General features: G+C 60.3%; 20 protein-coding genes. 9 read left to right on the forward strand and 11 right to left on the reverse strand.

Going from position 1 to position 26,375, the window contains the following annotated elements:
• Positions 1-14 precede the first annotated feature (14 nt).
• The 5 genes from ASD95_RS11900 to ASD95_RS11920 all read left to right on the forward strand — a co-directional run bounded on the left by ASD95_RS11900 (position 15) and on the right by ASD95_RS11920 (position 3,980).
• Positions 15-1,010: a zinc transporter ZntB gene (locus ASD95_RS11900; RefSeq protein WP_056721910.1), complete on the forward strand. Its 996-nt coding sequence runs from the start codon at positions 15-17 to the stop codon at positions 1,008-1,010.
• A 62-nt stretch (positions 1,011-1,072) separates the two neighbouring features.
• Positions 1,073-1,321 carry a hypothetical protein gene (locus tag ASD95_RS11905; RefSeq protein ID WP_008048593.1) on the forward strand — a complete coding sequence of 83 codons (249 nt, stop codon included), beginning with the start codon at positions 1,073-1,075 and terminating at the stop codon, positions 1,319-1,321.
• Between the two features lie 2 nt (positions 1,322-1,323).
• Positions 1,324-2,148, forward strand: a complete 825-nt coding sequence (locus ASD95_RS11910) for a mechanosensitive ion channel family protein (RefSeq protein WP_008048604.1) — start codon at positions 1,324-1,326, stop codon at positions 2,146-2,148.
• 90 nt (positions 2,149-2,238) lie between these two features.
• The gene (gene sigX / locus ASD95_RS11915) at positions 2,239-2,829 is read left to right on the forward strand and encodes an RNA polymerase sigma factor SigX (protein ID WP_015096065.1); all 591 of its coding nucleotides are present in this window, start codon (positions 2,239-2,241) and stop codon (positions 2,827-2,829) included.
• 107 nt (positions 2,830-2,936) lie between these two features.
• Complete coding sequence (locus ASD95_RS11920; RefSeq protein WP_056721911.1) at positions 2,937-3,980, forward strand: OmpA family protein; 1,044 nt, start codon at positions 2,937-2,939, stop codon at positions 3,978-3,980.
• 73 nt (positions 3,981-4,053) lie between these two features.
• Here the strand turns inward: ASD95_RS11920 and cobA are convergent, their stop codons facing one another.
• The 8 genes from cobA to ASD95_RS11960 all read right to left on the reverse strand — a co-directional run bounded on the left by cobA (position 4,054) and on the right by ASD95_RS11960 (position 15,611).
• Positions 4,054-4,818 carry a uroporphyrinogen-III C-methyltransferase gene (gene cobA, locus ASD95_RS11925; RefSeq protein WP_056721913.1) on the reverse strand — a complete coding sequence of 255 codons (765 nt, stop codon included), beginning with the start codon at positions 4,816-4,818 and terminating at the stop codon, positions 4,054-4,056.
• Between the two features lie 10 nt (positions 4,819-4,828).
• On the reverse strand, positions 4,829-7,546 hold the full coding sequence (locus ASD95_RS11930) for a nitrate reductase (protein WP_056721914.1): 2,718 nt from the start codon (positions 7,544-7,546) through the stop codon (positions 4,829-4,831).
• Positions 7,546-7,863, reverse strand: a complete 318-nt coding sequence (nirD, locus tag ASD95_RS11935; RefSeq protein WP_046042889.1) for a nitrite reductase small subunit NirD — start codon at positions 7,861-7,863, stop codon at positions 7,546-7,548. Before nirD ends, ASD95_RS11930 begins: the two co-directional genes overlap by 1 nt.
• Complete coding sequence (nirB, locus tag ASD95_RS11940; protein WP_056721916.1) at positions 7,860-10,313, reverse strand: nitrite reductase large subunit NirB; 2,454 nt, start codon at positions 10,311-10,313, stop codon at positions 7,860-7,862. Before nirB ends, nirD begins: the two co-directional genes overlap by 4 nt.
• A 290-nt stretch (positions 10,314-10,603) precedes the next feature.
• Positions 10,604-12,271, reverse strand: a complete 1,668-nt coding sequence (locus ASD95_RS11945; protein ID WP_056721918.1) for a bifunctional protein-serine/threonine kinase/phosphatase — start codon at positions 12,269-12,271, stop codon at positions 10,604-10,606.
• Between the two features lie 7 nt (positions 12,272-12,278).
• Entirely contained in the window at positions 12,279-13,490 is a 1,212-nt protein-coding gene (locus ASD95_RS11950) for a nitrate/nitrite transporter (protein WP_056721919.1), read from the reverse strand.
• Positions 13,491-13,808: 318 nt separating this feature from the next.
• Positions 13,809-14,384, reverse strand: coding sequence for an ANTAR domain-containing response regulator (locus ASD95_RS11955; RefSeq protein WP_008048624.1), 576 nt, complete (start codon positions 14,382-14,384; stop codon positions 13,809-13,811).
• Positions 14,385-14,399: 15 nt separating this feature from the next.
• A complete protein-coding gene (locus ASD95_RS11960) occupies positions 14,400-15,611 on the reverse strand; it encodes a CmpA/NrtA family ABC transporter substrate-binding protein (RefSeq protein WP_056722302.1) in 1,212 nt (403 codons plus the stop codon).
• Between the two features lie 228 nt (positions 15,612-15,839).
• On the opposite strand from ASD95_RS11960, the gene ASD95_RS11965 reads away from it, so the two are divergent.
• The gene (locus tag ASD95_RS11965) at positions 15,840-16,859 is read left to right on the forward strand and encodes a quinone-dependent dihydroorotate dehydrogenase (protein ID WP_056721922.1); all 1,020 of its coding nucleotides are present in this window, start codon (positions 15,840-15,842) and stop codon (positions 16,857-16,859) included.
• Between the two features lie 224 nt (positions 16,860-17,083).
• Here ASD95_RS11965 and rmf read toward each other — a convergent pair whose 3' ends face one another.
• Positions 17,084-17,299 carry a ribosome modulation factor gene (rmf, locus tag ASD95_RS28600; protein WP_003223300.1) on the reverse strand — a complete coding sequence of 72 codons (216 nt, stop codon included), beginning with the start codon at positions 17,297-17,299 and terminating at the stop codon, positions 17,084-17,086.
• A 530-nt stretch (positions 17,300-17,829) separates the two neighbouring features.
• Between rmf and rlmKL the strand changes: the two genes are divergently transcribed.
• Together rlmKL and ASD95_RS11975 are read left to right on the forward strand one after the other, a co-directional pair.
• Positions 17,830-20,100: a bifunctional 23S rRNA (guanine(2069)-N(7))-methyltransferase RlmK/23S rRNA (guanine(2445)-N(2))-methyltransferase RlmL gene (gene rlmKL, locus ASD95_RS11970; RefSeq protein WP_056721923.1), complete on the forward strand. Its 2,271-nt coding sequence runs from the start codon at positions 17,830-17,832 to the stop codon at positions 20,098-20,100.
• A 143-nt stretch (positions 20,101-20,243) separates the two neighbouring features.
• Positions 20,244-22,643, forward strand: a complete 2,400-nt coding sequence (locus tag ASD95_RS11975) for a sensor domain-containing diguanylate cyclase (protein WP_056721925.1) — start codon at positions 20,244-20,246, stop codon at positions 22,641-22,643.
• Between the two features lie 101 nt (positions 22,644-22,744).
• On the opposite strand, the gene dacB is transcribed toward ASD95_RS11975, so the two are convergent.
• Positions 22,745-24,205 (reverse strand): D-alanyl-D-alanine carboxypeptidase/D-alanyl-D-alanine endopeptidase, encoded by a 1,461-nt coding sequence (gene dacB / locus ASD95_RS11980; protein WP_056721926.1) that lies wholly within the window; start codon positions 24,203-24,205, stop codon positions 22,745-22,747.
• Between the two features lie 234 nt (positions 24,206-24,439).
• On the opposite strand from dacB, the gene ASD95_RS11985 reads away from it, so the two are divergent.
• On the forward strand, positions 24,440-24,784 hold the full coding sequence (locus ASD95_RS11985; protein WP_007971486.1) for a YggL family protein: 345 nt from the start codon (positions 24,440-24,442) through the stop codon (positions 24,782-24,784).
• Positions 24,785-24,844: 60 nt separating this feature from the next.
• On the opposite strand, the gene ASD95_RS11990 is transcribed toward ASD95_RS11985, so the two are convergent.
• A complete protein-coding gene (locus ASD95_RS11990; RefSeq protein WP_056721928.1) occupies positions 24,845-26,035 on the reverse strand; it encodes a benzoate/H(+) symporter BenE family transporter in 1,191 nt (396 codons plus the stop codon).
• Between the last annotated feature and the right edge of the window lie 340 nt (positions 26,036-26,375).

Consider the following 26,375-nt stretch of genomic DNA (forward strand, 5'->3'; position numbering starts at 1 on the left):
CCAAAGGAGTGCGGATGTTCGAGGAAGAAAACGCGCAATGGGGGCTGGTGCATGCCCTGGTGCTGGACGGTAAAGGCGGCGCGCGTTCGATTGCCCGGACTGAACTCGATGACTTGCAGCTGCAGGCCCATGAAAGCCTGTGGCTGCACTGGGATCGCAGTCATCCGCAAACCCGGACCTGGTTACGCAAATCCAGCGGTCTGAGCGAATTCAGCTGTGACCTGTTACTCGAAGAAAACACTCGTCCGCGACTTTTACAGCTTTCCGACAGCGAACTGCTGCTATTTTTGCGCGGGGTCAATCTGAACCCCGGTGCTGAGCCGGAAGACATGGTGTCGGTGCGGATCTTCGGCTCTGCCCAGCGTGTCATTTCCCTGCGTTTGCGTCCGTTGCGTGCCACTGACGAGTTGTTGGTGCAACTGTCCGAGGGCAAGGGGCCGAAAACTGCCTCCGAACTCATCCTTTGCATGGCGCAGTACCTCACCAACAAGGTGCAGGATCTGGTCAGCTGTCTCTCGGAAGTGGTCGATGAGGAAGAAGAAAAGCTGGATGCCGACGAACGGTATACTCCTGAGCACGGATCGGTTTTGCAGATTCGTCGCCGGGCGGCTGCGTTGAAGCGCTTTCTTGCTCCGCAGCGGGATATTTTCGGTCAACTGACGCGGATCAAGTTGCCCTGGTTCGTCGAGGACGATGGCGATTACTGGAACGAATTGAACAACAGCCTGACTCGTTATCTTGAAGAGCTGGAATTGACCCGGGAGCGGGTGGGGCTGGTCCTGGAGGCTGAGGACCGTCGCTTGAACGTGCGTATGAACCGCACGATGTACCGCTTCGGGATCATCACCGGGATCTTTTTGCCGATGAGTTTTCTGACCGGGCTGTTGGGGATCAATGTCGGTGGAATTCCTTTCTCTGCCAGCCCCTACGGCTTTCTGATCGCCTGCCTGATGATGGTCTCGGTGGCACTGGGGCAGTGGTGGTTGTTCCGACGTTTGCGCTGGGTCTGAGGGAAGCCATGTGACCAGACCAACTCTGACCGCGTCTCCCACAGACATCACGAGAGGTGCGTATGCACGATCCGTTTGAACAGTCTTTGCGCGACATGCTCAACGCCTCACCGTCTACCCGGGACGACGATGCGTGCCTGGGGCGTGTGCTGAAAACCGCCAACCGCCAGGTCGGCGCCGGTGATTTGTTCAGTCTGCTGGGGCGCTGGTTGCCCGCACTGATGATCGCCCTCAATAACGGATCGGCCCATGTCGCGCCGGTATCCCGTCTTCGTAAACCTGCTGCCCGCACTGCTGATAAGGCTGATTGAATATGGAACTTGATCTCTGGACTCAGAGCCTCGTCACTGCAATGACTGCGTTGTGGACCAAGGTTGCGAACTTCATTCCGAACCTGTTCGGCGCACTGGTCGTGCTGCTGTTGGGTTTCGTCGTGGCCAAGCTGCTCGACACCCTGCTGTCGAAATTGCTCGCCAAATTGGGCCTTGATCGCTTGATGGGTGGCACCGGCCTGACCAAGTTGCTGTCCCGCGCAGGGTTGCAAGTTCCTATTTCGACCCTGATCGGCAAGATCGTCTATTGGTTCGTTCTGCTTATTTTTCTGGTTTCTGCCGCAGAATCCCTTGGCCTTGAGCGAGTTTCAGCTACGCTGGACATGCTTGCGTTGTATTTGCCGAAGGTGTTTGGCGCGGCGCTGGTGTTGCTGGTAGGTGTCTTGCTGGCGCAACTGGCCAACGGTCTGGTGCGTGGAGCGGCAGAAGGCGTGGGTCTGGACTATGCTTCAGGGCTTGGGCGGATTGCCCAGGGCCTGGTGATCATAATCAGTATTTCGGTTGCGATCAGCCAGTTGGAGGTCAAGACTGACCTGCTGAACCATGTGATTGTGATTGTGTTGATAACCGTTGGTCTGGCGGTAGCGCTGGCCATGGGGTTGGGAAGCCGGGAAATTGCCGGCCAGATTCTTGCGGGAATCTACGTGCGTGAGCTGTACCAGGTTGGGCAACAAGTGCGTGTTGGCGAGGTCGAAGGCCAGATCGAAGAGATCGGCACGGTTAAAACCACATTGCTGACCGATGAGGGTGAGCTAGTCTCTCTTTCCAATCGGATCCTCCTTGAGCAGCATGTGAGTAGCCGCTAACCCGGCAAACCCTGCTAATGTATGCCGCCGCAAAATGCCTGCTCACGCTGGCTGCGGCGGACATTGACCTGACTGTCGGCCCGACTTGTTTTGAATAAAGCCCAATCGTTATCCATGCGCTACGACCCCCGCGAGCTCTCTGATGAGGAGTTGGTCGCGCGCTCGCATACCGAGCTGTTTCACGTAACGCGTGCCTATGAAGAACTGATGCGGCGTTACCAGCGAACATTATTTAACGTGTGTGCACGATATCTTGGGAACGATCGCGACGCAGACGATGTCTGTCAGGAGGTCATGTTGAAGGTGCTGTATGGCCTGAAGAACTTCGAAGGTAAATCGAAGTTCAAGACATGGCTATATAGCATCACGTACAACGAGTGCATCACACAGTATCGAAAGGAACGGCGAAAGCGTCGCTTGATGGACGCATTGAGTCTTGACCCCCTCGAGGAAGCGTCCGAAGAAAAGACGCCGAAACCTGAGGAAAAAGGTGGACTTGATCGCTGGCTGGTGTATGTGAACCCGATTGACCGTGAAATTCTGGTGCTACGATTTGTCGCAGAGCTGGAGTTTCAGGAGATCGCAGACATCATGCATATGGGTTTGAGTGCAACAAAAATGCGGTACAAACGCGCTCTAGATAAATTGCGTGAGAAATTTGCAGGCATTGCTGAAACTTAGTTCAGCGCAAATATCTCTTACGCGTAGGCAAGTTCTGTTAGACTTGCCGCCGAGTTGTCCCCCGGTTTGCGGGACTGCTTCACAATCACCAGATGGGGATTTAACGGATGAAACTGAAAAACACCTTGGGCTTGGCCATTGGTACTCTTATTGCCGCTACTTCGTTCGGCGCATTGGCACAAGGCCAAGGCGCAGTTGAAGGCGAGCTCAACTACGGGAAGAAGTACAACGACAGCGTTAACAACGTTGAAGACGGCTACACTCCTGGCGCCTCCATCGGTTACTTCTTGACCGACGACGTATCGTTGAACTTTACCTACAACAACGACGACTACACCCGTTCGAACAACGGTACTGGCAATCAGAAAATCGAAGGCGACCAGTTTGGTCTGAACGCTCAGTACCACTTCAACAACGCTGGCGACGCTCTGCGTCCTTACGTTCAAGGTGGTGTTAAGCACGGCAGCATGACCAACGTAGCCGCTGACGGCCACACCGGTCGTGACCAGTCGACTTTCCTGACTGCTGGCGCTGGCCTGAAGTACTACTTCCTGGAAAACGTCTACGCTCGTGCTGGCGTAGAAGCTGACTACAAGCTGGACAACGGCCGTTGGGACTACATCCCGTCCGTAGGTCTGGGTGTTAACTTCGGTGGCGGCAACAAGCCTGTCGCTGCAGCTCCAGCTCCAGAAGTTTGCTCCGACAGCGACAACGACGGCGTTTGCGACAACGTTGACAAGTGCCCGGACACCCCGGCCAACGTAACTGTTGACGCTGATGGCTGCCCAGCTGTTGCTGAAGTCGTTCGTGTAGAGCTGGACGTGAAGTTCGACTTCGACAAGTCGGTAGTCAAGCCAAACAGCTACGGCGACATCAAGAACCTGGCTGACTTCATGAAGCAGTACCCATCCACCACCACTACTGTTGAAGGTCACACTGACTCCGTCGGTCCTGACGCTTACAACCAGAAACTGTCCGAGCGTCGTGCAAACGCCGTTAAGCAAGTTCTGACCAACCAGTACGGTGTTGAGTCGTCCCGCGTTCAGTCCGTTGGCTACGGCGAATCCCGCCCAGTTGCTGACAACAAAACTGAAGCTGGTCGCGCTGTTAACCGTCGCGTAGAAGCGCAGGTTGAAGCTCAAGCTAAGTAATTAGCTCGCAGCTCTGAAAAGCCCGGCTCAGGCCGGGCTTTTCTTTGTCTGCGATTTGGTGAAACGGGTGAAACTACGCTGACTGATCTGCCGTCATCACAGGCAAATCATGCTGCCACAGGGATTGAGTTGCACTGGCTGCCACTGCACCGATCACCATTATGGCAGGGCTTTTCAGTTGGAATCTGTAGGCAGCTTCATCCATGTCTGTGAGAGTGCTCCGACATTCCCGTTGATGGGGCAAGGAGGCGTTTTCAATCATGGCCACGGGCGTATCCGTCGCCATGCCGCCGGCCAATAGCTGTTCCCGGATTTCACCGAGCTTGGCCACTCCCATGTAAATCACCAACGTCGTTCCGCCTTGGGTCAGTGCCTGCCAGTTCAATTGGCTGTCGTCCTGGGTGTGTGCGGTGACCAGCGTGACACCACGGGCGACACCGCGCAAAGTCAGCGGAATATCGCATTGCGTTGCCCCCGCCAGCCCGGCAGTGATGCCGTTGACCAACTCGGCTTCGACCCCACGCTCACGCAACCACTGCGCTTCTTCTCCACCGCGACCGAAAATGCATGGATCGCCGCCCTTGAGCCGTGCCACGCATTTACCCTGCCGGGCATAACGAAGCATCAGGCGATGGATGAACGCTTGCGGGGTGGAGCGGCAGCCGCCGCGCTTGCCCACCGGGATGATCCGCGCCCCGGGGCAATGCTCGAGTACCGCGACATTGACCAGGTCATCGATCAGCACCACATCTGCCTCGCGCAAGGCGCGTACCGCTTTCAATGTGAGCAACTCCGGATCACCCGGGCCCGCACCTACCAGCCAGACTTTTGCACTCATAGTGTTTTCCTCACGAGAAGACGGTGACTGGCTGCGCCGTGGCAGCCAGCAGGCGTTTGATTTCCGGAACGCAGGACCCGCATTGCGTGCCGCAACCCAGTTCTTGCTTGAGTCCCTGCAAGTCCAGGCCACGGCTGATGCCGGCGCAGATCGCGTTCTGGCCGACGTTCTTGCAATTGCACAGGATCTTGTTCGCGTTGACGGGCGCGTCGAGGTTGCCCGGTGGTGCGCTCAGCGGCGCAAGCAGCCAGCGCCGCAGTTGCTGGTCCGCGCGACCTTCGAGCCACAACCCCTGCAACCAGTGCTGGGCAAGGGTTTCCCCGGCCAGTCGAATGGCAGTGATCCGGCCATTTTCGATTCGCACGCGCTTGCCAATGGCCCGCCGAGGATCGTCGTAAGCCAGCACCGGGCCATCATCGAGTGCCAGGTTTTTATCGATTTCGCTTAGCAGCTCTGCCGCAGGCGCTGAAGTATTGGCCGCCCTTATAAGCAGGGCCGGGCGCTCACGACCAACCAGGCTGAGGCTGACGTAGGAAAACGCCTCACAAAGCGGCCGTAGCGTCTCAAAATGCCGTTGAACATCACCCTCGATCAGTGCGAACAGTTTCCAGGGCAGATCCACCGGATCCAGGCGAACGCCGCTGTGTTTAAGTTCGGGCTGTTTCGACAAAGGATCGAATGCGGGCAGGGTGAGGCTGTTCACCCCGCCCTTGAGAAAACGGTCGCCCCAATGCATCGGTAAAAAGGCCTGGCCCGGACGCACGCTGTCATCGCTGGCAACTGCGACGATGACTGCGCCACGCCGACTTTTCAGGCTGACCAGATCCCCCGGCTGCAGGCGATGGCGACGCAGTTCGTCCGGGTGCAGGCTCAACTCCGCTTCGTTGACATGGCCGAACAACTGCGCGGCGGTGCCGGTGCGGCTCATGCCGTGCCATTGATCGCGCAGGCGGCCGGTGATCAGGGTCAGCGGGAAGCGTGCATCCCGTTGCTCTTTGGCGGCGCGGTAGGGATCGGCCACGAACTGTGCGCGCCCATTGGCAGTGGCGAATACCCCGTCGACGTACAGCCGGGCCGTGCCTTCAACGGCACCCGCAGGGAAGGGCCACTGCTGTGGGCCGAGACGATCGATCAGTGCATGGCTGATACCGGACAGATCCAGGTCGCGACCTTGAGTCAGTTGTTTGTATTCGTCAAAGACCTGAGCGGGATTATTAAATTCAAACAGGCTGGTTTGGCCGGGGCGCAGATGTTTTTCCAGGCGTTGTGCGAAATCTACGGTGATTGCCCAGTCCGGCCGCGCCTCACCCGGTGCGACAATTGCCTGGCGTACGTGGGAAATGCGCCGCTCGGAGTTGGTCACGCAACCTTCCTTTTCCCCCCAGCTGGCGGCGGGCAGCAAAAGGTCGGCGAACTTCGCGGTTTCAGTGGTGCTGAAGGCTTCCTGCAACACCACGAACGGGCAGGCTTGCAGCGCTGCGCGCACGGCCGTCTGGTCCGGCATGGATTGCGCGGGGTTGGTACAGGCGATCCACAACGCCTTGATCTTGCCATTGCGCACTTGCTCGAACAGTTCGATTGCGGTGAGCCCGGGATTTTCCGGCAGTTGCTCGACGCCCCAGTAGGACGCCACTTGCTCACGGTGTTGCGGATTGGCGGCGTCACGGTGGCCGGGCAGCAGGTTGGACAAGCTGCCGGTTTCCCTTCCGCCCATGGCATTTGGCTGACCGGTGAGGGAGAAAGGTCCGGCGCCGGGACGACCGATCTGCCCGGTGGCCAGGTGCAGGTTGATCAGTGCACTGTTTTTCGCGCTGCCGGCGGTGGACTGGTTAAGCCCCATGCACCACAGCGACAGAAAGCTCGGTGACGTGCCGATCCACTCGGCACACTGCTGCAATTGCCCGAGACTGATTCCGCAGAGCTGCGAAACCATTTGCGGCGTGTAGTCACGCACCAGGCTTTTCAGCTCGGCCAGGCCTTCGGTGTGGTCGCGGATGAAGTCACGATCGATCCAGTCTTCCCACAACAGCAGATGCAAAATCCCATGGAACAGGGCGACATCGGTGCCCGGCAAGATCGCCAGGTGCAGGTCAGCCAGATCGCAGGTGTCTGTGCGACGCGGGTCAATGACGATGACCTTCATCTGTGGCCGGCGGGATTTGGCGGCTTCCAGCCGGCGAAACAGCACCGGGTGGGCGTAGGCCATGTTGCTGCCGACGATCATCACGCAATCGCTCAGCTCCAGGTCTTCGTAGCTGCAGGGCGGGGCGTCGGCACCCAGGCTGCGCTTGTAGCCGACGACTGCCGAGGACATGCACAGGCGCGAATTGCTGTCGATGTTGTTGGTGCCTACCAGGGCACGTGCCAGCTTGTTGAAGGCGTAGTAGTCCTCGGTCAACAGTTGCCCGGAAATGTAGAACGCCACGCTGTCCGGGCCATGCTCGGCAATGGTTGCGGTAAATACACTGGTGGCATGATCGAGGGCGGTATCCCAATCGGTGCGGTGACGGGCCAGGCCTCTACCGAGGCGCAGTTCGGGGTACAGCGCCCGCGCCGTCAAGTCGCCGGTCAGGTGCAGGGTCGAGCCCTTGCTGCACAGTTTGCCGAAATTGGCCGGGTGCGCCGGGTCGCCGCTGACGCCGAGGATGCGCTCGCCGTCGTGCTCGATCAGCACGCCGCAGCCGACCCCGCAGTAACAGCAGGTGGATGCAGTGATCTGGCGGTCCATCAGCCTGCATCCCGCAGGGCCAGCATCACCCGGCCATTTTCCACCCGGGCGAGATGGTGGTGGGCACAGCCGATGTCCGGGGCCAGGGCTTCGCCGCTTTCCAGGTCGATTTGCCAGTTGTGCAACGGGCAGGCCACCCGCTTGCCGTAGACCAGGCCTTGGGACAACGGGCCGCCCTTATGCGGGCAGCGGTCGTCAAGGGCGAACACTTCGTCGTCGCTGGTACGAAAAATCGCGATGTCTCCCTTTGGCCCGGCGATGATCCGCGAGCCCAGGGCATTGATCTCTTCCAGTGCGCAGATATCCAGCCAGTTCATGCCAGCACCTCCAGGTTTTTCACGGGGATGACGTCGAATTCTTTTTTCAGCTGGGGCTGTTCCAGGCGCTCCTTCCACGGGTCCTGTTCGAACGACAGGGAGAATTGCAGGCGATCATTGAGCGCCTTGCGCCGCTCCGGATCTTCCAGCACGGCTTTCTTGATGTGTTCCATGCCGACCCGTTGCAGGTAGTGCACGGTGCGTTCGAGGTAGAAAGCTTCTTCGCGATAGAGCTGCAGGAATGCACCGTTGTATTCGCGCACTTCTTCGGCGGTCTTGAGCTTGACGAAGAACTCCGCGACCTCGGTCTTGATCCCGCCGTTGCCACCGATGTACATCTCCCAGCCGGAGTCCACACCGATAATTCCCACATCCTTGATACCGGCTTCCGAACAGTTGCGCGGGCAACCGGAGACAGCCAGCTTCACCTTGTGCGGCGACCACATGTTGAACAGGTCATGTTCCAGTTCAATGCCAAGTTGTGTGGAGTTCTGGGTACCAAAGCGGCAGAACTCGCTGCCGACGCAGGTTTTCACCGTGCGGATGGATTTGCCGTAGGCGTGGCCGGACGGCATGTCCAGGTCTTTCCAAACCCCTGGCAGGTCTTGTTTGCGAATGCCCAGCAAGTCGATGCGCTGGCCACCGGTGACCTTGACCATCGGCACGTTGTACTTGTCGGCGACGTCGGCAATGCGCCGCAGCTCTGAAGGATTGGTCACACCGCCCCACATCCGCGGGACTACCGAATAGGTGCCGTCTTTCTGAATGTTGGCGTGGGCGCGTTCGTTGATCAGGCGCGATTGTGGATCGTCCCTGGCTTCCCCTGGCCAGGTGGAAATCAGGTAGTAGTTGAGCGCCGGGCGGCAGGTGGCGCAGCCGTTGGGTGTGCGCCAGTTCAGGTAGCTCAGGGTGCCGGCGATGGTCAGCAGGTGCTGCTCGCGGATGGCCTGGCGGATTTGCCCGTGATTGAGATCGCTGCAGCCGCAGATGGCCTTTTCGCTTTTCGGTTTGACGTCCGCCGCGCCGCCCACGGTATTGATCAGGATCTGTTCGACGAGCCCGGCGCAGGAGCCGCAGGAGCTGGCAGCCTTGGTGTGTTTCTTGACGTCGTCGACACTGAACAGCCCGTGTTCCTGAATGGCCTTGACGATGGTGCCCTTGCACACGCCGTTGCAGCCGCAGACTTCGGCGGTGTCGGCCATGCTCATGGCTTTGTCCTGGCCTTGATGTCCTACGTCGCCTAAAGCGTTTTCGCCAAACATCAGATGATCGCGGATCTCGCCAATGGCGTGATTCTCACGGATCTGCCGGAAATACCAGCCGCCGTCTGCCGTATCGCCGTACAGGCAGGCGCCGACCAGCACGTCATCCTTGATCACCAGTTTTTTGTAGACCCCGCCGATCGGGTCCGAGAGGGTGATGGTCTCGGTGCCTTCACCGCCCATGAAGTCGCCGGCGGAGAACAGGTCGATGCCGGTAACCTTCAATTTGGTCGAGGTCACCGACCCCTTGTAGGTGGCAAAACCGAGTTGGGCGAGGTGGTTGGCGCAGACCTTGGCCTGTTCGAACAGCGGCGCCACCAAGCCATAGGCGATGCCGCGGTGGCTGGCACACTCGCCGATGGCATAAATCCGTGGGTCGTAGGTTTGCAGTGTGTCGTTGACCAGAATCCCGCGGCTGCACGGAATGCCGGATTTCTCCGCCAGTTCGGTATTGGGGCGGATGCCGGCGGCCATCACCACCAGGTCGGCGGGGATGATGTCGCCGTTCTTGAATTGCACCGAACCGACCCGGCCGTTGCCCGCGTCGTGCAAGGCCTGGGTTTGCTCGCACAGGCGAAAATGCAGGCCGCGAGATTCCAGCGCGGATTGCAGCAACTGGCCGCTGGTCTTGTCCAGTTGCCGTTCCAGCAACCACTCGCCGATATGCACCACGGTCACGTGCATGCCCCGCAGCATCAGGCCGTTGGCGGCTTCCAGGCCGAGCAGGCCGCCACCGATCACCACGGCGTGCCGATGGGTTTTCGCGGTGTCGATCATGGCCTGGGTGTCGGCGATGTCGCGGTAGCCGATCACGCCTTCAAGGGTGTTGCCGGGAATGGGCAGGATGAAAGGTGTCGAGCCGGTGGCGATCAGCAGGCGATCGTATTCGGCTTCGCTGCCGTCTTCGGCAATGACCCGGCGCTTGACACGGTCGATCTCCACCACCTTGCGGTTGAGCAGCAGCTTGATGTTGTTTTCCAGGTACCAGTCCAGGTCGTTGAGCACGATCTCTTCGAAGGTTTGTTCGCCCGCCAGCACCGGCGACAACAGGATGCGGTTGTAGTTGGTGTGCGGTTCAGCACCGAAGACCGTGATGTCGTACAGCTCAGTGCTCAGTTTGAGCAGCTCTTCCAGGGTCCGGACCCCGGCCATGCCGTTGCCGATCATCACCAGTTTTAGTTTTTTCATCAGGTTCTCCGGGGAGCTCAGGCCTGCCTCATCAGGGTTCAGGCCATGCTCGACAAATTTTGCGCAAACAAAAAAAGGCGTCCCGCTAGTTGCCTAGCGAGGACGCCTTTGTCCTGGTCCCGTTCTCTCGGGAAGTGCAACCTTCGTCGTTGAAGCCTGCGCTGTATGTCTGTTGCAAGAGGTAATGCAGCGGTTATGCCAAGTCGCTCAAAACCCGTGTTTGTTGGCTTTTTCCCCGTTCACAAGGGCGGATACCTGAGGGAATGCACCGATTCAAGGCGCTTTGCCCGCTAATGGAGCGCAACCACCAGCAGCACCAGGTTCAGCAGCAAGGACACCAGCGCCAATGTCCGCCAGACTTTCAGTGGCTCGCGTTCCAGCAAGGGCTTGGGACGCACGCTCAAGCTGCGGCGTTCGCCCTGTTCCATCAGCAGCAGCCATTCTTCCGCCGTTTCGAAACGCTGGTCGGGGGCCGCCGCCACGGCGCGTTCCAGGCTATGGGCGATCCAGTCCGGCAGGTCGGGCCGGTAGCGGCTGGCGTTGACCGGGAGGCCAAACCTGGGGCGTTGGAACGCTTCGATTTCGCCATAGGGATAGTGCCCGGTGAGCAGGAAATACAGGGTCACACCGACGGCGTACAAGTCCTGCCGTGGCGTCGGTACTTCGCCGCGAAAGGCTTCGGGTGCAATGTAACTGGGTGTACCCGGCAGCGCCCAGGGCAGGTCTTGCGAGAGACCGGGGCAGTAGGCCAGGCCGAAATCCAGCAGGCGCAACTCGCCATCGTCCCCCAGCAGCAGGTTCTCCGGCTTGATATCGCGATGCAGGATCTGCCGCCGGTGCAACAGGCCGACCGCTCGCAGCAAGCGTTCGGCGATGTCTTGCCACTGGGGCAACGGCAAGGGGCCGCTTTGCTCATGCCGTTGGGCCAGGGTAGCGCCCGAATATTCTCGCATCACGTAGTACAAATGCTGACGCTGACTGGCGGCATGGACTTCAGGAAAGTGTCGACCGGCCACGCGTTTGAGAAACCATTCCTCCGACAGTAATGCTTGCCCGGCCTGGTGATCGTCGTGCAGGCGCCCGGGCAGGGTTTTCAGCAGCCAGGGTTGTTGCTGGCTGTCGCGAATGCGATAAAGCAGCGATTGCTGGCTCTGTGCGACGATCCCCTCGACCTGCCAGCCCTCGAACGCCTGACCCGGTTTCAGGGCGGGCGGCAGTGGCCATTGCTGCAAGTGCATCAATGCATCGCCAATGCTCGCTTCGCCCAAGGCATCGACCCGTACCAGCAAGGCGCTGGCGTTGTCCTGGCTGCCCGCCAGGTGCGCGGCATTGACCAGGGTTTGCGCAGCGCTGTGCAAGTCCGGTTGGTCCCGCAGGATCGCGGCAATGGCGGTATCGCCCAGGACGGCCCAGACGCCGTCGCTGAGCAGGACGAAGCTTTCATCGGGGCGCAACTCACCGTCGAGAAAATCCAGCACCAGGTGTTGATCGAGCCCCAGTGCCCGTTTCAGCACATGCTGCATGCCCGGCTGGTCCCAGACGTGATCCTCACTGATTCGCTGCAATTGGTCGGCGTGCCAGCGATACACCCGGCAATCGCCGACATGGGCCAGGGTAAAACGCCGGCCACGCAGGACCAGCGCACTGAGGGTGGTCAGCAGCGGTTGTCCGCCGCCATTGGCCTGCAACCAGCGGTTCTGCGCCAGCAACAGACGATCGAGCGCCTGTGCGACGCTCCAGGTTTCCGGCGTGGCGTAGTAATCCAGCGCCAGGGCCTGCAGCGTCGAACGGGCGGCCAGACCGCCATCGACGCACTGGCTGACACCGTCGGCAATCGCGAACAGGTAACCCTTGCTCGCGGCCAGCGCCGGAGCCGGCGTGACCAGGCGCAGGGCATCCTGGTTTTCCTCGCGGGGACCGATGGCACTGGCTTCGGCGAAACTCAGTTGCAGGCTCATCGAGGCCTCAGACCCGCGCAGCCGTCACGGCGGCCGAACCCCAGGTGGTTCTCCAGCGACGTTTCACGCCGTGCAGACCGAACCAGGCCAGGACGCCGAGGCTGGCGAACAACCACAGCGCCAGTTGATAGCTGCCGGTGCTTTGCTTGATCGCGCCCATGCCGGCCGCGAGGGCAAACCCGCCGATACCGCCGGCCATGCCGATCAGGCCGGTCATCACGCCGATTTCCCGGCGAAAACGCTGGGGCACCAACTGGAATACCGCGCCATTGCCTGCGCCCAGACCGAGCATGGTGCAGACGAAAAGTGCCAGGGCGGCGTAGGAACTCGGCAGGTTGAAGCCGACCACGGCAATGCAGGTCGCCGCGACGGTGTACATCGCCAACAGGGTCCGAATGCCGCCAAACCGGTCAGCCAGTGCACCACCCAGGGGGCGCATCAGGCTGCCACCGAACACGCAGGCAGCGGTGTAGTAGCCGGCAGTCACCGGGTTCAGGCCGTACTGGTCGTTGAAATAACCGGGCAGGGCGCTGGCCAGGCCGATGAAACCGCCGAACGTCACGCTGTAGAAAAACATGAACCACCAGCTGTCACGATCACCCAAGGCCTTGAAGTAGTCGGCCATGGATTTGGCTTTTGGCCGCTCGGGGGCATTGCGGGCCAGCCAGGCGAAGACGACCAGGGTCAGGATCAACGGAATCAGGGCAAAGCCGAACACGTTGCTCCAGCCAAACGCCGCCGCCAGCACCGGAGCGATCAATGCCGCGAGGACCGTGCCCGAGTTACCCGCGCCGGCGATGCCCATGGCCTTGCCTTGATGCTGCGGCGGATACCACTGGGAGGCCAGGGGGAGGGCGACGGCGAACGAAGCGCCGGCCATGCCGAGGAACAGGCCCAGCAGCAAGGCTTGCTCGTAGCTGTGGATCCCGAGTTTCCAGGCGCCGAACAGGGCGCAGATCACGATGACCTGGCCGATCAGGCCGGCGGTTTTGGGCGACAGGCGATCAGCCAGCATCCCCATCACGAAGCGCAACACCGCCCCGGCCAGAATCGGCGTGGCGACCACCAGCCCCCGTTGCTGTGTCGTCAGCTGCAGGTCAGCGGCGATCTGCACCGCCAAAGGACCGAGCAGGTACCAGACCATGAAACTCAGGTCGAAATAGAGGAACGCTGCGAACAATGTGGGTGTATGGCCGGATTTCCAGAAGCTTGAATTCATTGCGCACCTCAGCTGTGAAGAGTCTCGAAAGGAGTCATGAGCTTGCAGGTGGGGCGCCGATACGGCCGCACCACCGGCCCCGTGCTCTGGGGCCAAAACGAAAAAACGCCGCCACCCGATCCGCCAAGGGCAAATGAGGTGAGCGACGTCTTTGTCGTAGGTGGGGCAACCGCCGTTGGTTACCTGTAGTGATTACCTAGCCAGATCTGTGCCATATCGGAAATTTGTGTAAAGCAAAAAGATCGCAGCCTTCGGCAGCTCCTACAGGGGAATCTGTGCACCCCGTAGGAGCTGCCGAAGGCTGCGATCTTTTGTTGTTCAACCCAATAATTCACTCATGGCAATAATCTGCTCCGCCACTTGAATCAGCTTCTGCTGGCGGCTCATCGCCTGGCGGCGCATCAGTGTGTAGGCCTCTTCCTCGTTGCAGTCCTTCATTTTCATCAGCAGCCCCTTGGCCAGTTCGATGCGCTTGCGCTCGGCCAATTGCTGGTCGCGGGCATGCAACTGGGCGCGCAAGGCCTGGTCACTCTCGAAGCGTGCCATGGCCACATCGAGAATCGGCTGCAGGCGTTGTGCGTGAATGCCTTCGACGATGTAGGCACTGACCCCGGACTTGATCGCCTGGCGCATCACATCGGGGTCGTGTTCGTCCGTGAACATCACAATCGGGCGTGGCTGGTCGCGCGTCACCAGCACCACTTGTTCCATGACATCGCGGCCCGGTGACTCGGTATCGATCAGAATTACATCCGGACGCACCGTTTCGACGCGTTCGGGCAAGTCGATGGTCAGGCCGGATTCATCGATCACTTCGAATCCGGCTTCGGTCAGGGCGGCCTTCAGGCGTCCGACTTTTTTGGCGGTGTCGTTGATCAGCAGGATACGCAGCATGTTCGTGGTCTCCTGTCAGCGGCTGGCGGATCGGTGCGAGCTGTCGCTCATTGCATGCAGTTTGAAACTGCGGGCATAACCGGCCGGGTCCGAGCCGTCCCAGATTTTGCCGTCGATCAACTGACTGCTGCGCATTTCCCCGGCTGACGAAGCGACGCCGACGGCACGGGCGGCTTCACGGTAGAGGTCCAGTTGCTGGACCTGCCGGGCCACCGCGAGATAGTCCGGGTCATCGCGCAACAAGCCCCAGCGGCGGAACTGGGTCATGAACCACATGCCGTCGGACAGGTACGGCAGGTTGACCTCGCCGTCCCCGTGCAGGCGCAGCGCGTGCGGGTCTTGCCAGCGGTGGCCAAGGCCGTCGGCGTATTCGCCCAGAAGGCGCGGTTCGATGCAGTCCAGTGGTGCGTCAAGGTACTGCGCGGCACTGAGCAGTTGTGCGGTGCTGCGGCGATTTTCGGTGCTTTCTTCGATGAAGCGGCTGGCTTCCAGAATCGCCATCACCAACACCCGGGCGGTATTGGGGTATTGCTCGACGAACGCACGGGTGCAGCCGAGGACCTTTTCCGGATGATCGGGCCAGATGGTCTGGGTCGTGGCCAGGGTGAAACCGAGGTCCTGTTGCACGGCGCTGGCGGACCAGGGTTCGCCGACGCAGAACCCGTCGATACGCCCGGCCCGCAGGTGCGCGACCATTTGCGGTGGCGGCACCACCACGCTGTCGACATCCAGCAGCGGGTGAATGCCCTGGCTGGCGAGCCAGTAATACAACCACATGGCGTGGGTGCCGGTGGGAAACGTCTGGGCGAAGGTGAGTTTTGAGCGAGTTTGGTGCACGTGCCGATCCAGTGCTTCAGGACTGGTCACTCCAAGCGCCTGCAGGCCGTGGGACAGATTGATGCTCTGACCGTTCCGGTTCAGGCCCATCAACACGGCCATGTCGGTCGCGGCCACGCCACCGATGCCCAGGTGAACGGCGTAAATCAGGCCATAGAGGCTGTGGGCGGCATCGAGTTCGCCGCTGACCAGTTTGTCCCGCAGGTTGGCCCAGGACGATTGCCGCTTGAGGTTCAGGGTCAAACCGTGGGGCTGGGCGAAGCCCTGTGTGGCGGCGACAACCACAGAAGCGCAGTCGCTCAGGGCCATGAAGCCGAGATTGATTTCGGTTTTTTCCGGGGCATCGCTGCCATTGACCCAAGCCAGGGGGCCGGCTGACGGTTCGTTCATCGCGTGTTCACCTTGCAAAAAAAACGTCGTCCCGAGTTCTTGCTTGAGCAGGCCGGGGACGACGCCATTGTCTTTGCACACATTCGGTCGTTGGCATGGGTGCTGGTGCCCAGAGTGGTGCAAGGCATATGCCATTATCCGTTGATTTGATCACGCGCCTCGCTTGCCACCCCGTTGCCCGGCTATAATCGCCGCCTCAATTCGCCGCCAATCGAGTCAAATCCGCCCATGTACACCCTGGCCCGTCAGCTGTTGTTCAAACTCTCCCCGGAAACCTCCCACGATCTGTCCCTGGACCTGATCGGCGCGGGCGGGCGTCTTGGGCTCAACGGCTTGCTGTGCAAGGCCCCGGCGAAGCTGCCGGTGAATGTCATGGGCCTGGATTTCCCGAATCCGGTAGGTCTGGCCGCCGGCCTGGACAAGAACGGCGCAGCCATCGATGGTTTCGCCCAGCTGGGTTTCGGTTTTGTCGAAATCGGCACCATCACGCCGCGTCCGCAGCCGGGTAACCCGAAGCCACGTCTGTTCCGCTTGCCGGAAGCCGAGGCGATCATCAACCGCATGGGTTTCAACAACCTCGGTGTCGATCACCTGCTGGCCCGCGTGGCGGCGGCCAAGTACAAAGGCGTGCTGGGCATCAACATCGGCAAGAACTTCGATACGCCGGTCGAGCGTGCCGTGGACGACTACCTGATCTGCCTGGACAAGGTCTATGCCCACGCCAGCTATGTGACGGTCAACGTCAGTTCGCCGAACACGCCGGGCCTGCGCAGCCTGCAATTCGGTGACTCGCTCAAGCAGTTGCTGGCCGATCTGGCCGAGCGCCGCGCGGAACTGGCATTGCGTCATGGCAAGCATGTACCGCTGGCGATCAAGATCGCGCCGGACATGAGCGACGAAGAAACCGCACAAGTTGCGCAAGCGCTGATCGAAACCGGGATGGATGCCGTCATCGCCACCAACACCACCCTGAGCCGCGCAGGCGTCGAAGGCATGGAGCATGGCGAAGAAGCCGGTGGCCTGTCCGGCGCACCGGTTCGTGACAAGAGCACCCACACCGTGCAAGTGCTGGCGTCGGAGCTGGGTGGGCGTTTGCCGATCATTGCGGCGGGCGGCATTACCGAAGGCAAGCACGCGGCCGAGAAAATCGCAGCGGGCGCGAGCCTGGTGCAGATCTATTCGGGCTTCATCTACAAAGGCCCGGCGCTGATTCGTGAGTCGGTAGACGCAATCGCAGCGCTACGCTGAACCCCTGTAGGAGCTGCCGAAGGCTGCGATCTTTTGATTTTAGAAATCAAGGTCAAAAGATCGCAGCCTTCGGCAGCTCCTACAAGGTAATGGGGTATATGGGACAGGCATAAAAAAGGGCTCCATAAAGGAGCCCCTGGGCCGGAGCCCGCCGTCCGGATGGGACGTGCGTGGTTAATTCAGTACAAAGTCAGATTGTCGTGTCGGAGTGTTGTGCCCTGTAATTAGCCGACGGCGTGAAGTTCGTTGAGTCTGTGGATTCCCGCAGTGCCGGTCATACCGTCCCAGTTGTCGCCGCGTCCTTCTCGCCAGCCGTTGATCCAGGCTTGACGTACCGACGGTAGAGTAAATGGGCAAAGCTCACGGGATTTACCACCAACGCCATATTGATATCCGCGCAAAAATGCTCTTTCCAACGGATCACGCTTAAGTCTTCTCATAGGGTGTTGCCCTCACTTGTTGACTGTATTTATCGCGTCGACCTCTATTGAGGTCTGGCAGAAAAACTCTGCCGTTGGGGGCTCGTTGCCGGCGTGACGAGCCAAGGTGTTGGCGTCATTGCGGCGCCAACCTGTATTGAGTTCTAACCAATGCGTCACATCGAGGGAATGATCGTTTTGTCATAAGGACGTAACCGTTCATGTGCTAACGCCATAAGTAACAGAGCAGTTGTAGCGTATTTATTGGCCAAACCCCGGTATGATCGGCTCTGCGCTGGATGATGGGCTTAATCCTTTACTGAGAATGGCTCCCGTTGCCGGGAAGCACTATTCGACGAAGGGTCGACTTATGACATTTTGTTGCATCAACTTTTTTATCTGTCCTTGCATCTAAGCTCATTTAACCCGGGCAGCAGGGGTGGAACGGCACACCTTCGTGCCACGCGGGCGTTCTTCGAGAAAAGCGCCTGATTGAAAACCGGACCGGCAATGCGTTGCGCGGTCACTCAGCTAAAGGTTCTGGAATTCCCATGTCCGATCGTTTCGAACTCTTCCTCACTTGCCCAAAAGGCCTTGAAGGCCTGCTCATCGAGGAAGCCGTCGGGCTAGGCCTTGAGGAAGCGCGGGAGCACACCTCTGCCGTGCGTGGCATGGCCACCATGGAAACCGCTTATCGCCTGTGCCTGTGGTCGCGCCTGGCCAACCGCGTGCTGCTGGTGCTCAAGCGCTTCCCGATGAAGGACGCCGAAGACCTGTACCACGGCGTGCTGGACATCGAGTGGCAAGACCACATGCTCAATGACGGCACCCTGGCCGTCGAATTCAGCGGCCATGGCTCGGGTATCGACAACACCCATTTCGGCGCGCTGAAGGTCAAGGACGCCATCGTCGACAAACTGCGCACCCCGCAAGGCGACCGTCCGTCCATCGACAAGCTCAACCCGGACCTGCGTATTCACCTGCGCCTGGACCGTGGCGAAGCCATTCTGTCCCTCGACCTGTCGGGTCACAGCCTGCACCAGCGCGGCTATCGCCTGCAGCAAGGTGCGGCACCGCTCAAGGAAAACCTCGCGGCCGCCATCCTGATCCGTTCCGGCTGGCCACGTATCGCGGCCGAAGGCGGCGCACTGGCTGACCCGATGTGCGGTGTCGGCACCTTCCTGGTGGAAGCGGCGATGATCGCTGCCGACATCGCGCCGAACCTGCGTCGCGAGCAGTGGGGCTTCACCGCCTGGCTCGGTCACGTCCCGGCGCTGTGGAAAAAATTGCATGAAGAAGCTTCTGAGCGCGCAGCGGCCGGCCTGGCCAAGACACCGTTGTGGATCCGCGGCTACGAAGCTGATCCGCGACTGATTCAACCGGGTCGCAACAACGTCGAGCGTGCCGGCTTGAGCGAGTGGATCAAGATCTACCAGGGCGAAGTCGCAACTTTCGAGCCGCGTCCGGACCAGAACCAGAAAGGCCTGGTGATCTGCAACCCTCCGTACGGCGAGCGTCTGGGCGATGAGGCGAGCCTGCTCTACCTCTACCAGAACCTCGGCGAGCGCCTGCGTCAGGCCTGCCTGAACTGGGAAGCAGCGGTGTTCACCGGTGCGCCGGACCTGGGCAAGCGCATGGGCATCCGCAGCCACAAGCAGTATTCGTTCTGGAACGGCGCCTTGCCGTGCAAGCTGCTGCTGATCAAGGTGTTGCCGGACCAGTTCGTCACCGGCGAGCGTCGTACTCCGGAACAGCGCCAGGTCGAGCGCGAGCAAGCCGCCTATGATCAGGCGCCGAACGAACCGCAAGAACGCAAGTTCAACAAAAATGGCAACCCGATCAAACCGACGCCGGCACCGGCTCCGGTGGTCGAGCAGCCGCGCCTGAGCGAAGGCGGGCAGATGTTCGCCAACCGCCTGCAAAAGAACCTCAAGGCCCTGGGCAAGTGGGTCAAGCGTGAAGGCATCGACTGCTACCGCGTCTACGATGCCGACATGCCGGAATACTCCATGGCCATCGACCTGTATCACGATTGGGTCCACGTCCAGGAATACGCCGCGCCGAAATCCATCGATCCGGAAAAGGCCTCGGCGCGCATGTTCGATGCCCTGGCGGCGATTCCGCAGGCGTTGAACATCGACAAGAGCCGTGTGGTGGTCAAGCGCCGCGAGCGTCAGAGCGGCACCAAGCAGTACGAGCGTCAAGCCGCTCAGGGCAAGTTCGTCGAAGTGAATGAAGGCGGCGTGAAGCTGTTGGTCAACCTCACCGATTACCTGGACACCGGGTTGTTCCTCGATCACCGGCCGATGCGCATGCGGATTCAGAAAGAGGCCGCTGGCAAGCGCTTCCTCAACCTGTACTGCTACACCGCCACCGCCAGTGTTCATGCGGCCAAGGGCGGAGCGCGCAGCACCACCAGCGTCGACCTGTCGAAAACCTATCTGGACTGGGCGCGTCGCAACCTTTCGCTGAACGGTTTCTCCGACAAGAATCGTCTGGAGCAAAGCGATGTGATGGTATGGCTCGACGCCTGCCGTGACGAGTTTGACCTGATCTTCATCGACCCGCCGACCTTCTCCAACTCCAAGCGCATGGAAGGTGTCTTCGACGTGCAGCGCGACCAGGTGCAACTGATCGACCTGGCCATGGCGCGCTTGGCGCCTGGCGGCGTGTTGTACTTCTCCAACAACTTCCGCAAGTTCGAACTGGAAGCCAATCTCGGCGAGCGCTATGCGGTCGAGGAGATCACCGCGCAGACCATCGATCCGGATTTTTCCCGTAATGCCAAGATCCATCGCGCCTGGAAAATCACGGCGCGTTGACACTTGATTTGATTGGATCCACAGAGCCTTGATTTTCAAAGGCTCCTGGATCCCATCAGTGCTGGTCAAGTTAGTGGCTAATGGCTATAACTCAACTCACGACCAAAGGGCTTTCCCGCACCTGGCGTTTTGAGTTGCGTTCTATGTCGTTGCATGCCGTGCGCCCCAGGATCCTGGGTTTTATCAGCGAAGATGCCTCGGCCTGGTTGGTCGCGCTGCTGGTATTGCTGGTCGGCGGGGTGCTCACCGGGTTGCTGGCGTGGTCGACACTTAATCTGTTTCACCATCAATTGCGGCAACGCTTCCAACTGCTGGCCAGTGAACGTTACAGCCGTATCGAAGAGCGTTTCGAAGATCAGGAGCAGCGCCTCGACGGCCTGCGCCGGTTTTTCGCCAATTCCGATTCGGTGTCCCGAGCGGAGTTCGATGGTTACACCCAACCTTTGCTGCTGCGAACCCAGGCGTATTCCTTTGCCCAACGGGTCACTCGTGATGAGCGGGCGGCGTTCGAGCGTCGGGTGCGTGACGAAGGCTTGAGCGGCTTCACCCTGAGAGAACTCAACGCCGCCGGCCAATTGCAACTGGCCGGCGAGCGAGATGAGTACGTAGCGGTGCTGTATAGCCAGACGCAAAGCAAACTCGGAGCACCCCTCGGTTACGACTTGCTGGCCCAGCCGCTACGGCGTGCCACGCTCGATCGGGCCGATCAACATGGCGCCATGGCGGTGTCGCAACCGATGCATCTGGTGAGTATCGAGCCGGCTTATGCGCGTGGTGTGCTGCTGGTTGCACCGGTCATGCAGCGCAACAGTCAGGGCCACAGCGCCATGAAGCCCTTCGGTTATGTCATGGCGGTGATCAGCATGCGCCAGTTGCTGGCGGATGGACTGCCGGAAGCGGGCCGCGACTATCTCTCGGTGCGCATCCTCGATTTGTCGATCGACGAGCAGCACGAGGTGCTGTTCGAGTCGCCCAACCCGCCGGCCATCAGCGACCTGTCGTCCACGCGCCTGTTGCGCATGGCCGACCATGACTATCAAGTCGATATCCAGCCCAGCGCCGCGTTCGTCAAGGCCAACCATTCCTCCGTCACCAGTGTGGTGGTGTTGGGTGGGTTGCTCAGCGTGATGCTCAGTGCCTTGCTGTATGTGTTGGTCAGCCAGCGGCAGCGGGCGTTGAAACTGGTCGAGCAACGCACCCAGGAACTGCGCGACCGAGAGCAGGAACTGCGTGGCACCCATGGTCAGTTGCGTGGCGTGCTGAATGCCGCCACCCAGGTCGCGATCATCGCCACCGACCTGCGCGGCGTCATCAGCACTTTCAATGCGGGTGCCGAGCAGATGCTTGGCTACTCCAGCGCCGAGGTGGTGGGGCATATGACCCTGGAGAGTCTGCACCTGCCCCGGGAACTGGTTGCTCGCTCGGCCGAGTTGAGTGCGCGCTATGGCAAACCGGTGCCGACCTGCCAGGCGATGCTGGTCGAAGGCGACGCGCAGGGCGACCATGAGGCACGGGAATGGACGCTGGTGCGCGGCGATGGCAGCCATTTGATGGTCAACATGCTCGCCACGCCGATGCTCGATGAACAAGGCCTGTGGGTCGGGCACCTGGCGGTGTGCATCGACATCACCGAACGCAAACGGGTCCATGAGGCGCTCGCGGCGCGGGATCTGTTGTTGAAGAAACTCAGCGCCCACGTCCCCGGCGGGATCTACCAATTCAAGATGGAGTTCGACGGGCGTTTCAGCGTGATCTATGCCAGCGACGGCATTCGCGAGATCTACGAGCTCGAACCCGACGTGCTGCTGCTCAATGCCGAAGCGATCTTCACCCGGATTCACCCCAAGGACACCACCCGTGTCCGCGCCTCGATCCGGGCCTCGGCCGACACCCTCAGCCCCTGGCGCGAGGAGTACCGCGTGCAATTGCCACAACGGGGTCTGCGTTGGGTACGTGGCGAGGCCACGCCGGAGGAACTGCCCGGTGGCGGTGTGCTGTGGCACGGCTACATCTCGGACATTTCCGATATGAAGCGGGTGGAAGAAGAGTTGCGCGCGCTGTCGGTCACCGACTCGCTGACCGGTATTCACAACCGGCGTTATTTCCAGGAACGCCTGACCACCGAAATGGCCCGGGTCGAGCGCGGCGGTGGGGATCTGTCGGTGATCATGCTCGATATCGACCATTTCAAGCGCATCAATGACCTGCATGGCCATGCCGTCGGTGATCGGGTGTTGCAGGCCGTGTGCCAACGGATCGGCCACCGGCTGCGTCGCACCGATGTGTTCTGCCGCCTGGGCGGAGAGGAGTTCATGGTGTTGTGCCCGGATAGCGGCGGCGAACATGCCTATATGTTGGCCCAGCAATTGTGGCAAGGCTTGCGCAGCTCACCGATTGAAGGTGTCGGTACGGTCACCGCCAGTTTCGGGATTGCCAGTTGGCGGGTCGGGGAGGGCGCCGATGCCTTGCTGTTGCGCGCGGATTCGGGGGTCTATGCGGCGAAGCAGGCGGGAAGGGATAGGGTTGAGGGGGAGATGAATTAATCTGCGGTGAGCTGAAAAGATCGCAGCCTTCGGCAGCTCCTACAAGGTTATGTGTATACCTGTAGGAGCTGCCGAAGGCTGCGATCTTTTGATTTGCCGGGTTACAACACCGAAGCCGTTTGTGGCACTTTCGGTTGGCGGTACAGGTCCAGCAGCACCTGATCGAGCACCGAAGATGCGCCGAACGGAGCCTTGTCGTTGAGGATCGCCACCACCGCCCAGGTGTTGCCATTGACGTCGCGACTGAAACCGGCAATCGCCCGCACGGTGTTCAGGGTGCCGGTCTTGACGTGGGCTTCACCGCGCATGGCAGTGGTCTTCAGGCGTTTGCGCATGGTGCCGTCGGTGCCGGCAATCGGCATCGAACTGATGTATTCGGCGGAATACGGGCTGTGCCAGGCCGCTTCGAGCATCGAGGCCATTTCCCGGGCGCTGACACGCTCGGCACGGGACAGGCCGGAGCCGTTCTCCATCACCAGGTGCGGCGCGGTGATGCCCTTTTTCGCCAGCCACTGACGCACGACACGCTGGGCGGCCTTGGCGTCGTCACCATCGGCATCGGTACGGAAGCGTTGGCCGAGGCTCAGGAACAACTGCTGGGCCATGGTGTTGTTACTGTACTTGTTGATGTCGCGGATGATTTCCGCCAGGTCCGGCGAGAACGCCCGGGCCAGGACCTTGGCGTCTTTCGGGGTTGGCGCCAGCACATCCCTGCCCTGAATGCTGCCACCCAGCTCTTTCCAGATCGCGCGGACGGCGCCGGCGGTGTAGGTCGCGTGGTCGAGCAGCGACAGGTAAGTCTGCGAGCTGCAGCCTTCACCCAGTTGACCGCCGACCGTCACGGTCACACTGCCGTCGGCCTGTGCCACCGGGTTGTAACGCACGCCACCGGTGCATTGCCTGGAGTTGAGGGCCTTGACCTGGTTGTCGATGCGGATGCTCGCAATCGGCGGTTCCACCGAGACCAGCACCTTGCCCGAGTCATTGCGTGCGACGAAGCGCAGCGCCTTGAGGTTGACCAGCAGCGAGTCGGGTTTGACCAGGAACGGCTTGTTCTCGTCGTTGCCGTCGTCATTGAACTCCGGCAGTTGCGGTTGTACGAAGAAGGTTTTATCCAGCACCAGGTCGCCGGTGACCTGGGTGACGCCGTTGGCACGCAGGTCGCGCATCAGCAGCCAGAGTTTTTCCATGTTCAGCTTCGGATCGCCGCCACCCTTGAGGTAGAGGTTGCCGTTGAGAATGCCGCCGCTCAAGGTGCCGTCGGTGTAGAACTCGGTTTTCCACTGGTGGTTCGGGCCGAGCATTTCCAGCGCCGCGTAGGTGGTGACCAGTTTCATGGTCGACGCCGGGTTGACCGACACGTCGGCGTTGAACACCGTCGGGGTGCCGGGGCCGGTGAGCGGGATCATTACCAGCGACAGGGCGTTGTCCTGCAACTTGCTGGCTTTCAGGGCTTTTTCAACGTTGGGCGACAACGCGGTATTGACGGGAGCGGCGCAAACGGGAAGGGCCAGGGGGAGAAGAAAACCGGCCAACAGCAATGGACGCAAAGATTTGATCATCTGAAATAAAACCCTACAGCCGAGGGGAAAAAAGATGAGGGCATGGAGATAAATTCCCTCAATGGTCATGAAAGTGTCGGCATTATGCCCCAAGGTGTCACAGCTTGTGCCGTGCGCAGGCATTCTGATCGGCTATTTTTTTACCGACGGTAGGCGTGGTGGCCCAGAGAGTCAGGCAATCGGCGGCTTAAACTGCTAAAGTGCCGCCCGTTATTACTTAAGAGGATTGTTCCAATGGCGACTAACCGTTCCCAGCGTCTGCGCAAAAAACTGTGCGTCGATGAATTTCAAGAGCTGGGTTTCGAACTGAACCTGGATTTCAAAGAAGATTTGGCTGATGAAGCCATTGATGCTTTCCTCGACGCGTTCCTCAAAGAAGCCATGGAAGCCAACGGTCTGGGTTATGTTGGCGGCGACGACTACGGTCTGGTTTGCCTGCAGAAGCGTGGCTCGGTCAGCGCTGAACAGCGCGCTGCCGTTGAAGCCTGGCTCAAAGGCCGCACCGAGCTGACCAGCGTTGAAGTCAGCCCGCTGCTGGACGTCTGGTACCCGGAAAAGCCGATCAATCCGGTAGCTTGATGTTCCAGTAAAAACGGCGACCCAAGGGTCGCCGTTTTTTTTGGCCCGGTTTTGTGTATTTCAGGCCTTGCGCCAGTTCAGAATCACCAGCGTCACCACCCCGGCGACAATCCCCCAGAACGCCGAGCCGATGGAAAACAGCGTCAGCCCCGATGCCGTGACCATGAAGGTGATCAGCGCCGCTTCACGTTCCTTCACTTCGCTCATGGCGATGCTCAAGCCGTTGATAATCGAGCCGAACAGCGCCAGCGCCGCAATCGACAACACCAGTTCCTTGGGCAGCGCGGCAAACAACGCCGCGAGCGTCGCACCGAACACGCCGGCGATCCCGTAGAAAATCCCGCACCAGACCGCAGCGGTATAGCGCTTGTTGCGATCCTCATGGGCGTGCGGTCCGGTGCAGATCGCTGCGCTGATCGCCGCGAGGTTGATCCCGTGGGAGCCGAACGGTGCCAGCAGCAAACTGGCGATGCCGGTGGTGGTGATCAGAGGCGAGGCGGGCACCGTGTAACCATCGGCGCGCAATACGGCGATACCGGGCATGTTTTGTGAAGTCATGGCGACGACAAACAGCGGGATGCCGATGCTGATGGTTGCCGCCAGGGAGAAGTGCGGCGTGGTCCAGACCGGCGTGGCCACTTCCAGGTGGAAATCGCTGAAGTCCAGCAGCCCCATGAAGCCTGACAATGCCGTGCCGATCAGCAATGCCGCCAGCACCGCATAGCGCGGCGACAGGCGCTTGACCACCAGATAAGTGACGAACATCCCCAGTACCAGGGCGGTGCGGTGTTGTGCCGCGACGAAAATCTCGCTGCCGATCTTGAACAAAATCCCCGCCAGCAGGGCGGCGGCCAGGGAGGCCGGAATCTTTTTCACCAGTCGTTCGAAGCTGCCGGTCATCCCGCAAATCGTCACCAGCACCGCGCAGGTGATGTAGGCGCCAATGGCCTCGCCGTAAGACACGCCGCCGAGACTGGTGATCAGCAGTGCGGCGCCGGGGGTCGACCAGGCAATGGTGATCGGCGTGCGATAGCGCAGTGACAGGCCGATGGAGCACACCGCCATGCCGATCGAGATGGCCCAGATCCACGAAGAAATCTGCCCGCTGCTGAGGCCCGCGGCTTGCCCGGCCTGGAACATCAGCACCAGGGAGCTGGTGTAGCCGGTCATCATGGCGATGAAGCCGGCGACGATGGCCGAGGGCGAGGTGTCGGCCAGCGGGCGGATTTGCGTGTGGGTGGCGTCGTTCATGACGGTGGTGTTCCTTTTACAGATGAAGATGTCCGCAGCAACGCTGCACTCTGTGGGAGCGGGCTTGCTCGCGAAGAGGACGTGTCAGTCAATATTGATTTAGCTGACAGACCGCATTCGCGAGCAAGCCCGCTCCCACAGGAATTACGTTACGAAGGCGGATTCTGCGAACAAGCCTAAACTCAAAAGTAATAAGGCGTTGCGATACAGCCGAGGCAACATTCAGCCGTACAGTCGTGTTGCCACCTTCCATTGTGTACAATCGCAGTGTTTTTTACGCGATACTTGCCAGCGACCCACTGTGCCGTATTACAGTCGCGGTCAATTCGCCGCAGTTCTT

It is taken from the genome of Pseudomonas sp. Root71 (genome assembly GCF_001429045.1).
Lineage (GTDB): Bacteria > Pseudomonadota > Gammaproteobacteria > Pseudomonadales > Pseudomonadaceae > Aquipseudomonas > Aquipseudomonas monachiensis.

Coding starts and splice junctions, on each gene's coding strand:
- ASD95_RS11985 (WP_007971486.1), top strand. CDS start 24,440: ATGGCGACTAACCGTTCCCAGCGTCTGCGCAAAAAACTGTGCGTCGAT.
- ASD95_RS11910 (WP_008048604.1), top strand. CDS start 1,324: ATGGAACTTGATCTCTGGACTCAGAGCCTCGTCACTGCAATGACTGCG.
- rmf (WP_003223300.1), bottom strand. CDS start 17,299: ATGAGAAGACTTAAGCGTGATCCGTTGGAAAGAGCATTTTTGCGCGGA.
- rlmKL (WP_056721923.1), top strand. CDS start 17,830: ATGTCCGATCGTTTCGAACTCTTCCTCACTTGCCCAAAAGGCCTTGAA.
- ASD95_RS11955 (WP_008048624.1), bottom strand. CDS start 14,384: ATGCTGCGTATCCTGCTGATCAACGACACCGCCAAAAAAGTCGGACGC.
- ASD95_RS11930 (WP_056721914.1), bottom strand. CDS start 7,546: ATGGACCGCCAGATCACTGCATCCACCTGCTGTTACTGCGGGGTCGGC.
- ASD95_RS11905 (WP_008048593.1), top strand. CDS start 1,073: ATGCACGATCCGTTTGAACAGTCTTTGCGCGACATGCTCAACGCCTCA.
- ASD95_RS11960 (WP_056722302.1), bottom strand. CDS start 15,611: ATGAACGAACCGTCAGCCGGCCCCCTGGCTTGGGTCAATGGCAGCGAT.
- ASD95_RS11965 (WP_056721922.1), top strand. CDS start 15,840: ATGTACACCCTGGCCCGTCAGCTGTTGTTCAAACTCTCCCCGGAAACC.
- ASD95_RS11900 (WP_056721910.1), top strand. CDS start 15: ATGTTCGAGGAAGAAAACGCGCAATGGGGGCTGGTGCATGCCCTGGTG.
- ASD95_RS11920 (WP_056721911.1), top strand. CDS start 2,937: ATGAAACTGAAAAACACCTTGGGCTTGGCCATTGGTACTCTTATTGCC.
- ASD95_RS11950 (WP_056721919.1), bottom strand. CDS start 13,490: ATGAATTCAAGCTTCTGGAAATCCGGCCATACACCCACATTGTTCGCA.
- ASD95_RS11975 (WP_056721925.1), top strand. CDS start 20,244: ATGTCGTTGCATGCCGTGCGCCCCAGGATCCTGGGTTTTATCAGCGAA.
- dacB (WP_056721926.1), bottom strand. CDS start 24,205: ATGATCAAATCTTTGCGTCCATTGCTGTTGGCCGGTTTTCTTCTCCCC.
- cobA (WP_056721913.1), bottom strand. CDS start 4,818: ATGAGTGCAAAAGTCTGGCTGGTAGGTGCGGGCCCGGGTGATCCGGAG.
- ASD95_RS11990 (WP_056721928.1), bottom strand. CDS start 26,035: ATGAACGACGCCACCCACACGCAAATCCGCCCGCTGGCCGACACCTCG.
- nirD (WP_046042889.1), bottom strand. CDS start 7,863: ATGAACTGGCTGGATATCTGCGCACTGGAAGAGATCAATGCCCTGGGC.
- nirB (WP_056721916.1), bottom strand. CDS start 10,313: ATGAAAAAACTAAAACTGGTGATGATCGGCAACGGCATGGCCGGGGTC.
- ASD95_RS11945 (WP_056721918.1), bottom strand. CDS start 12,271: ATGAGCCTGCAACTGAGTTTCGCCGAAGCCAGTGCCATCGGTCCCCGC.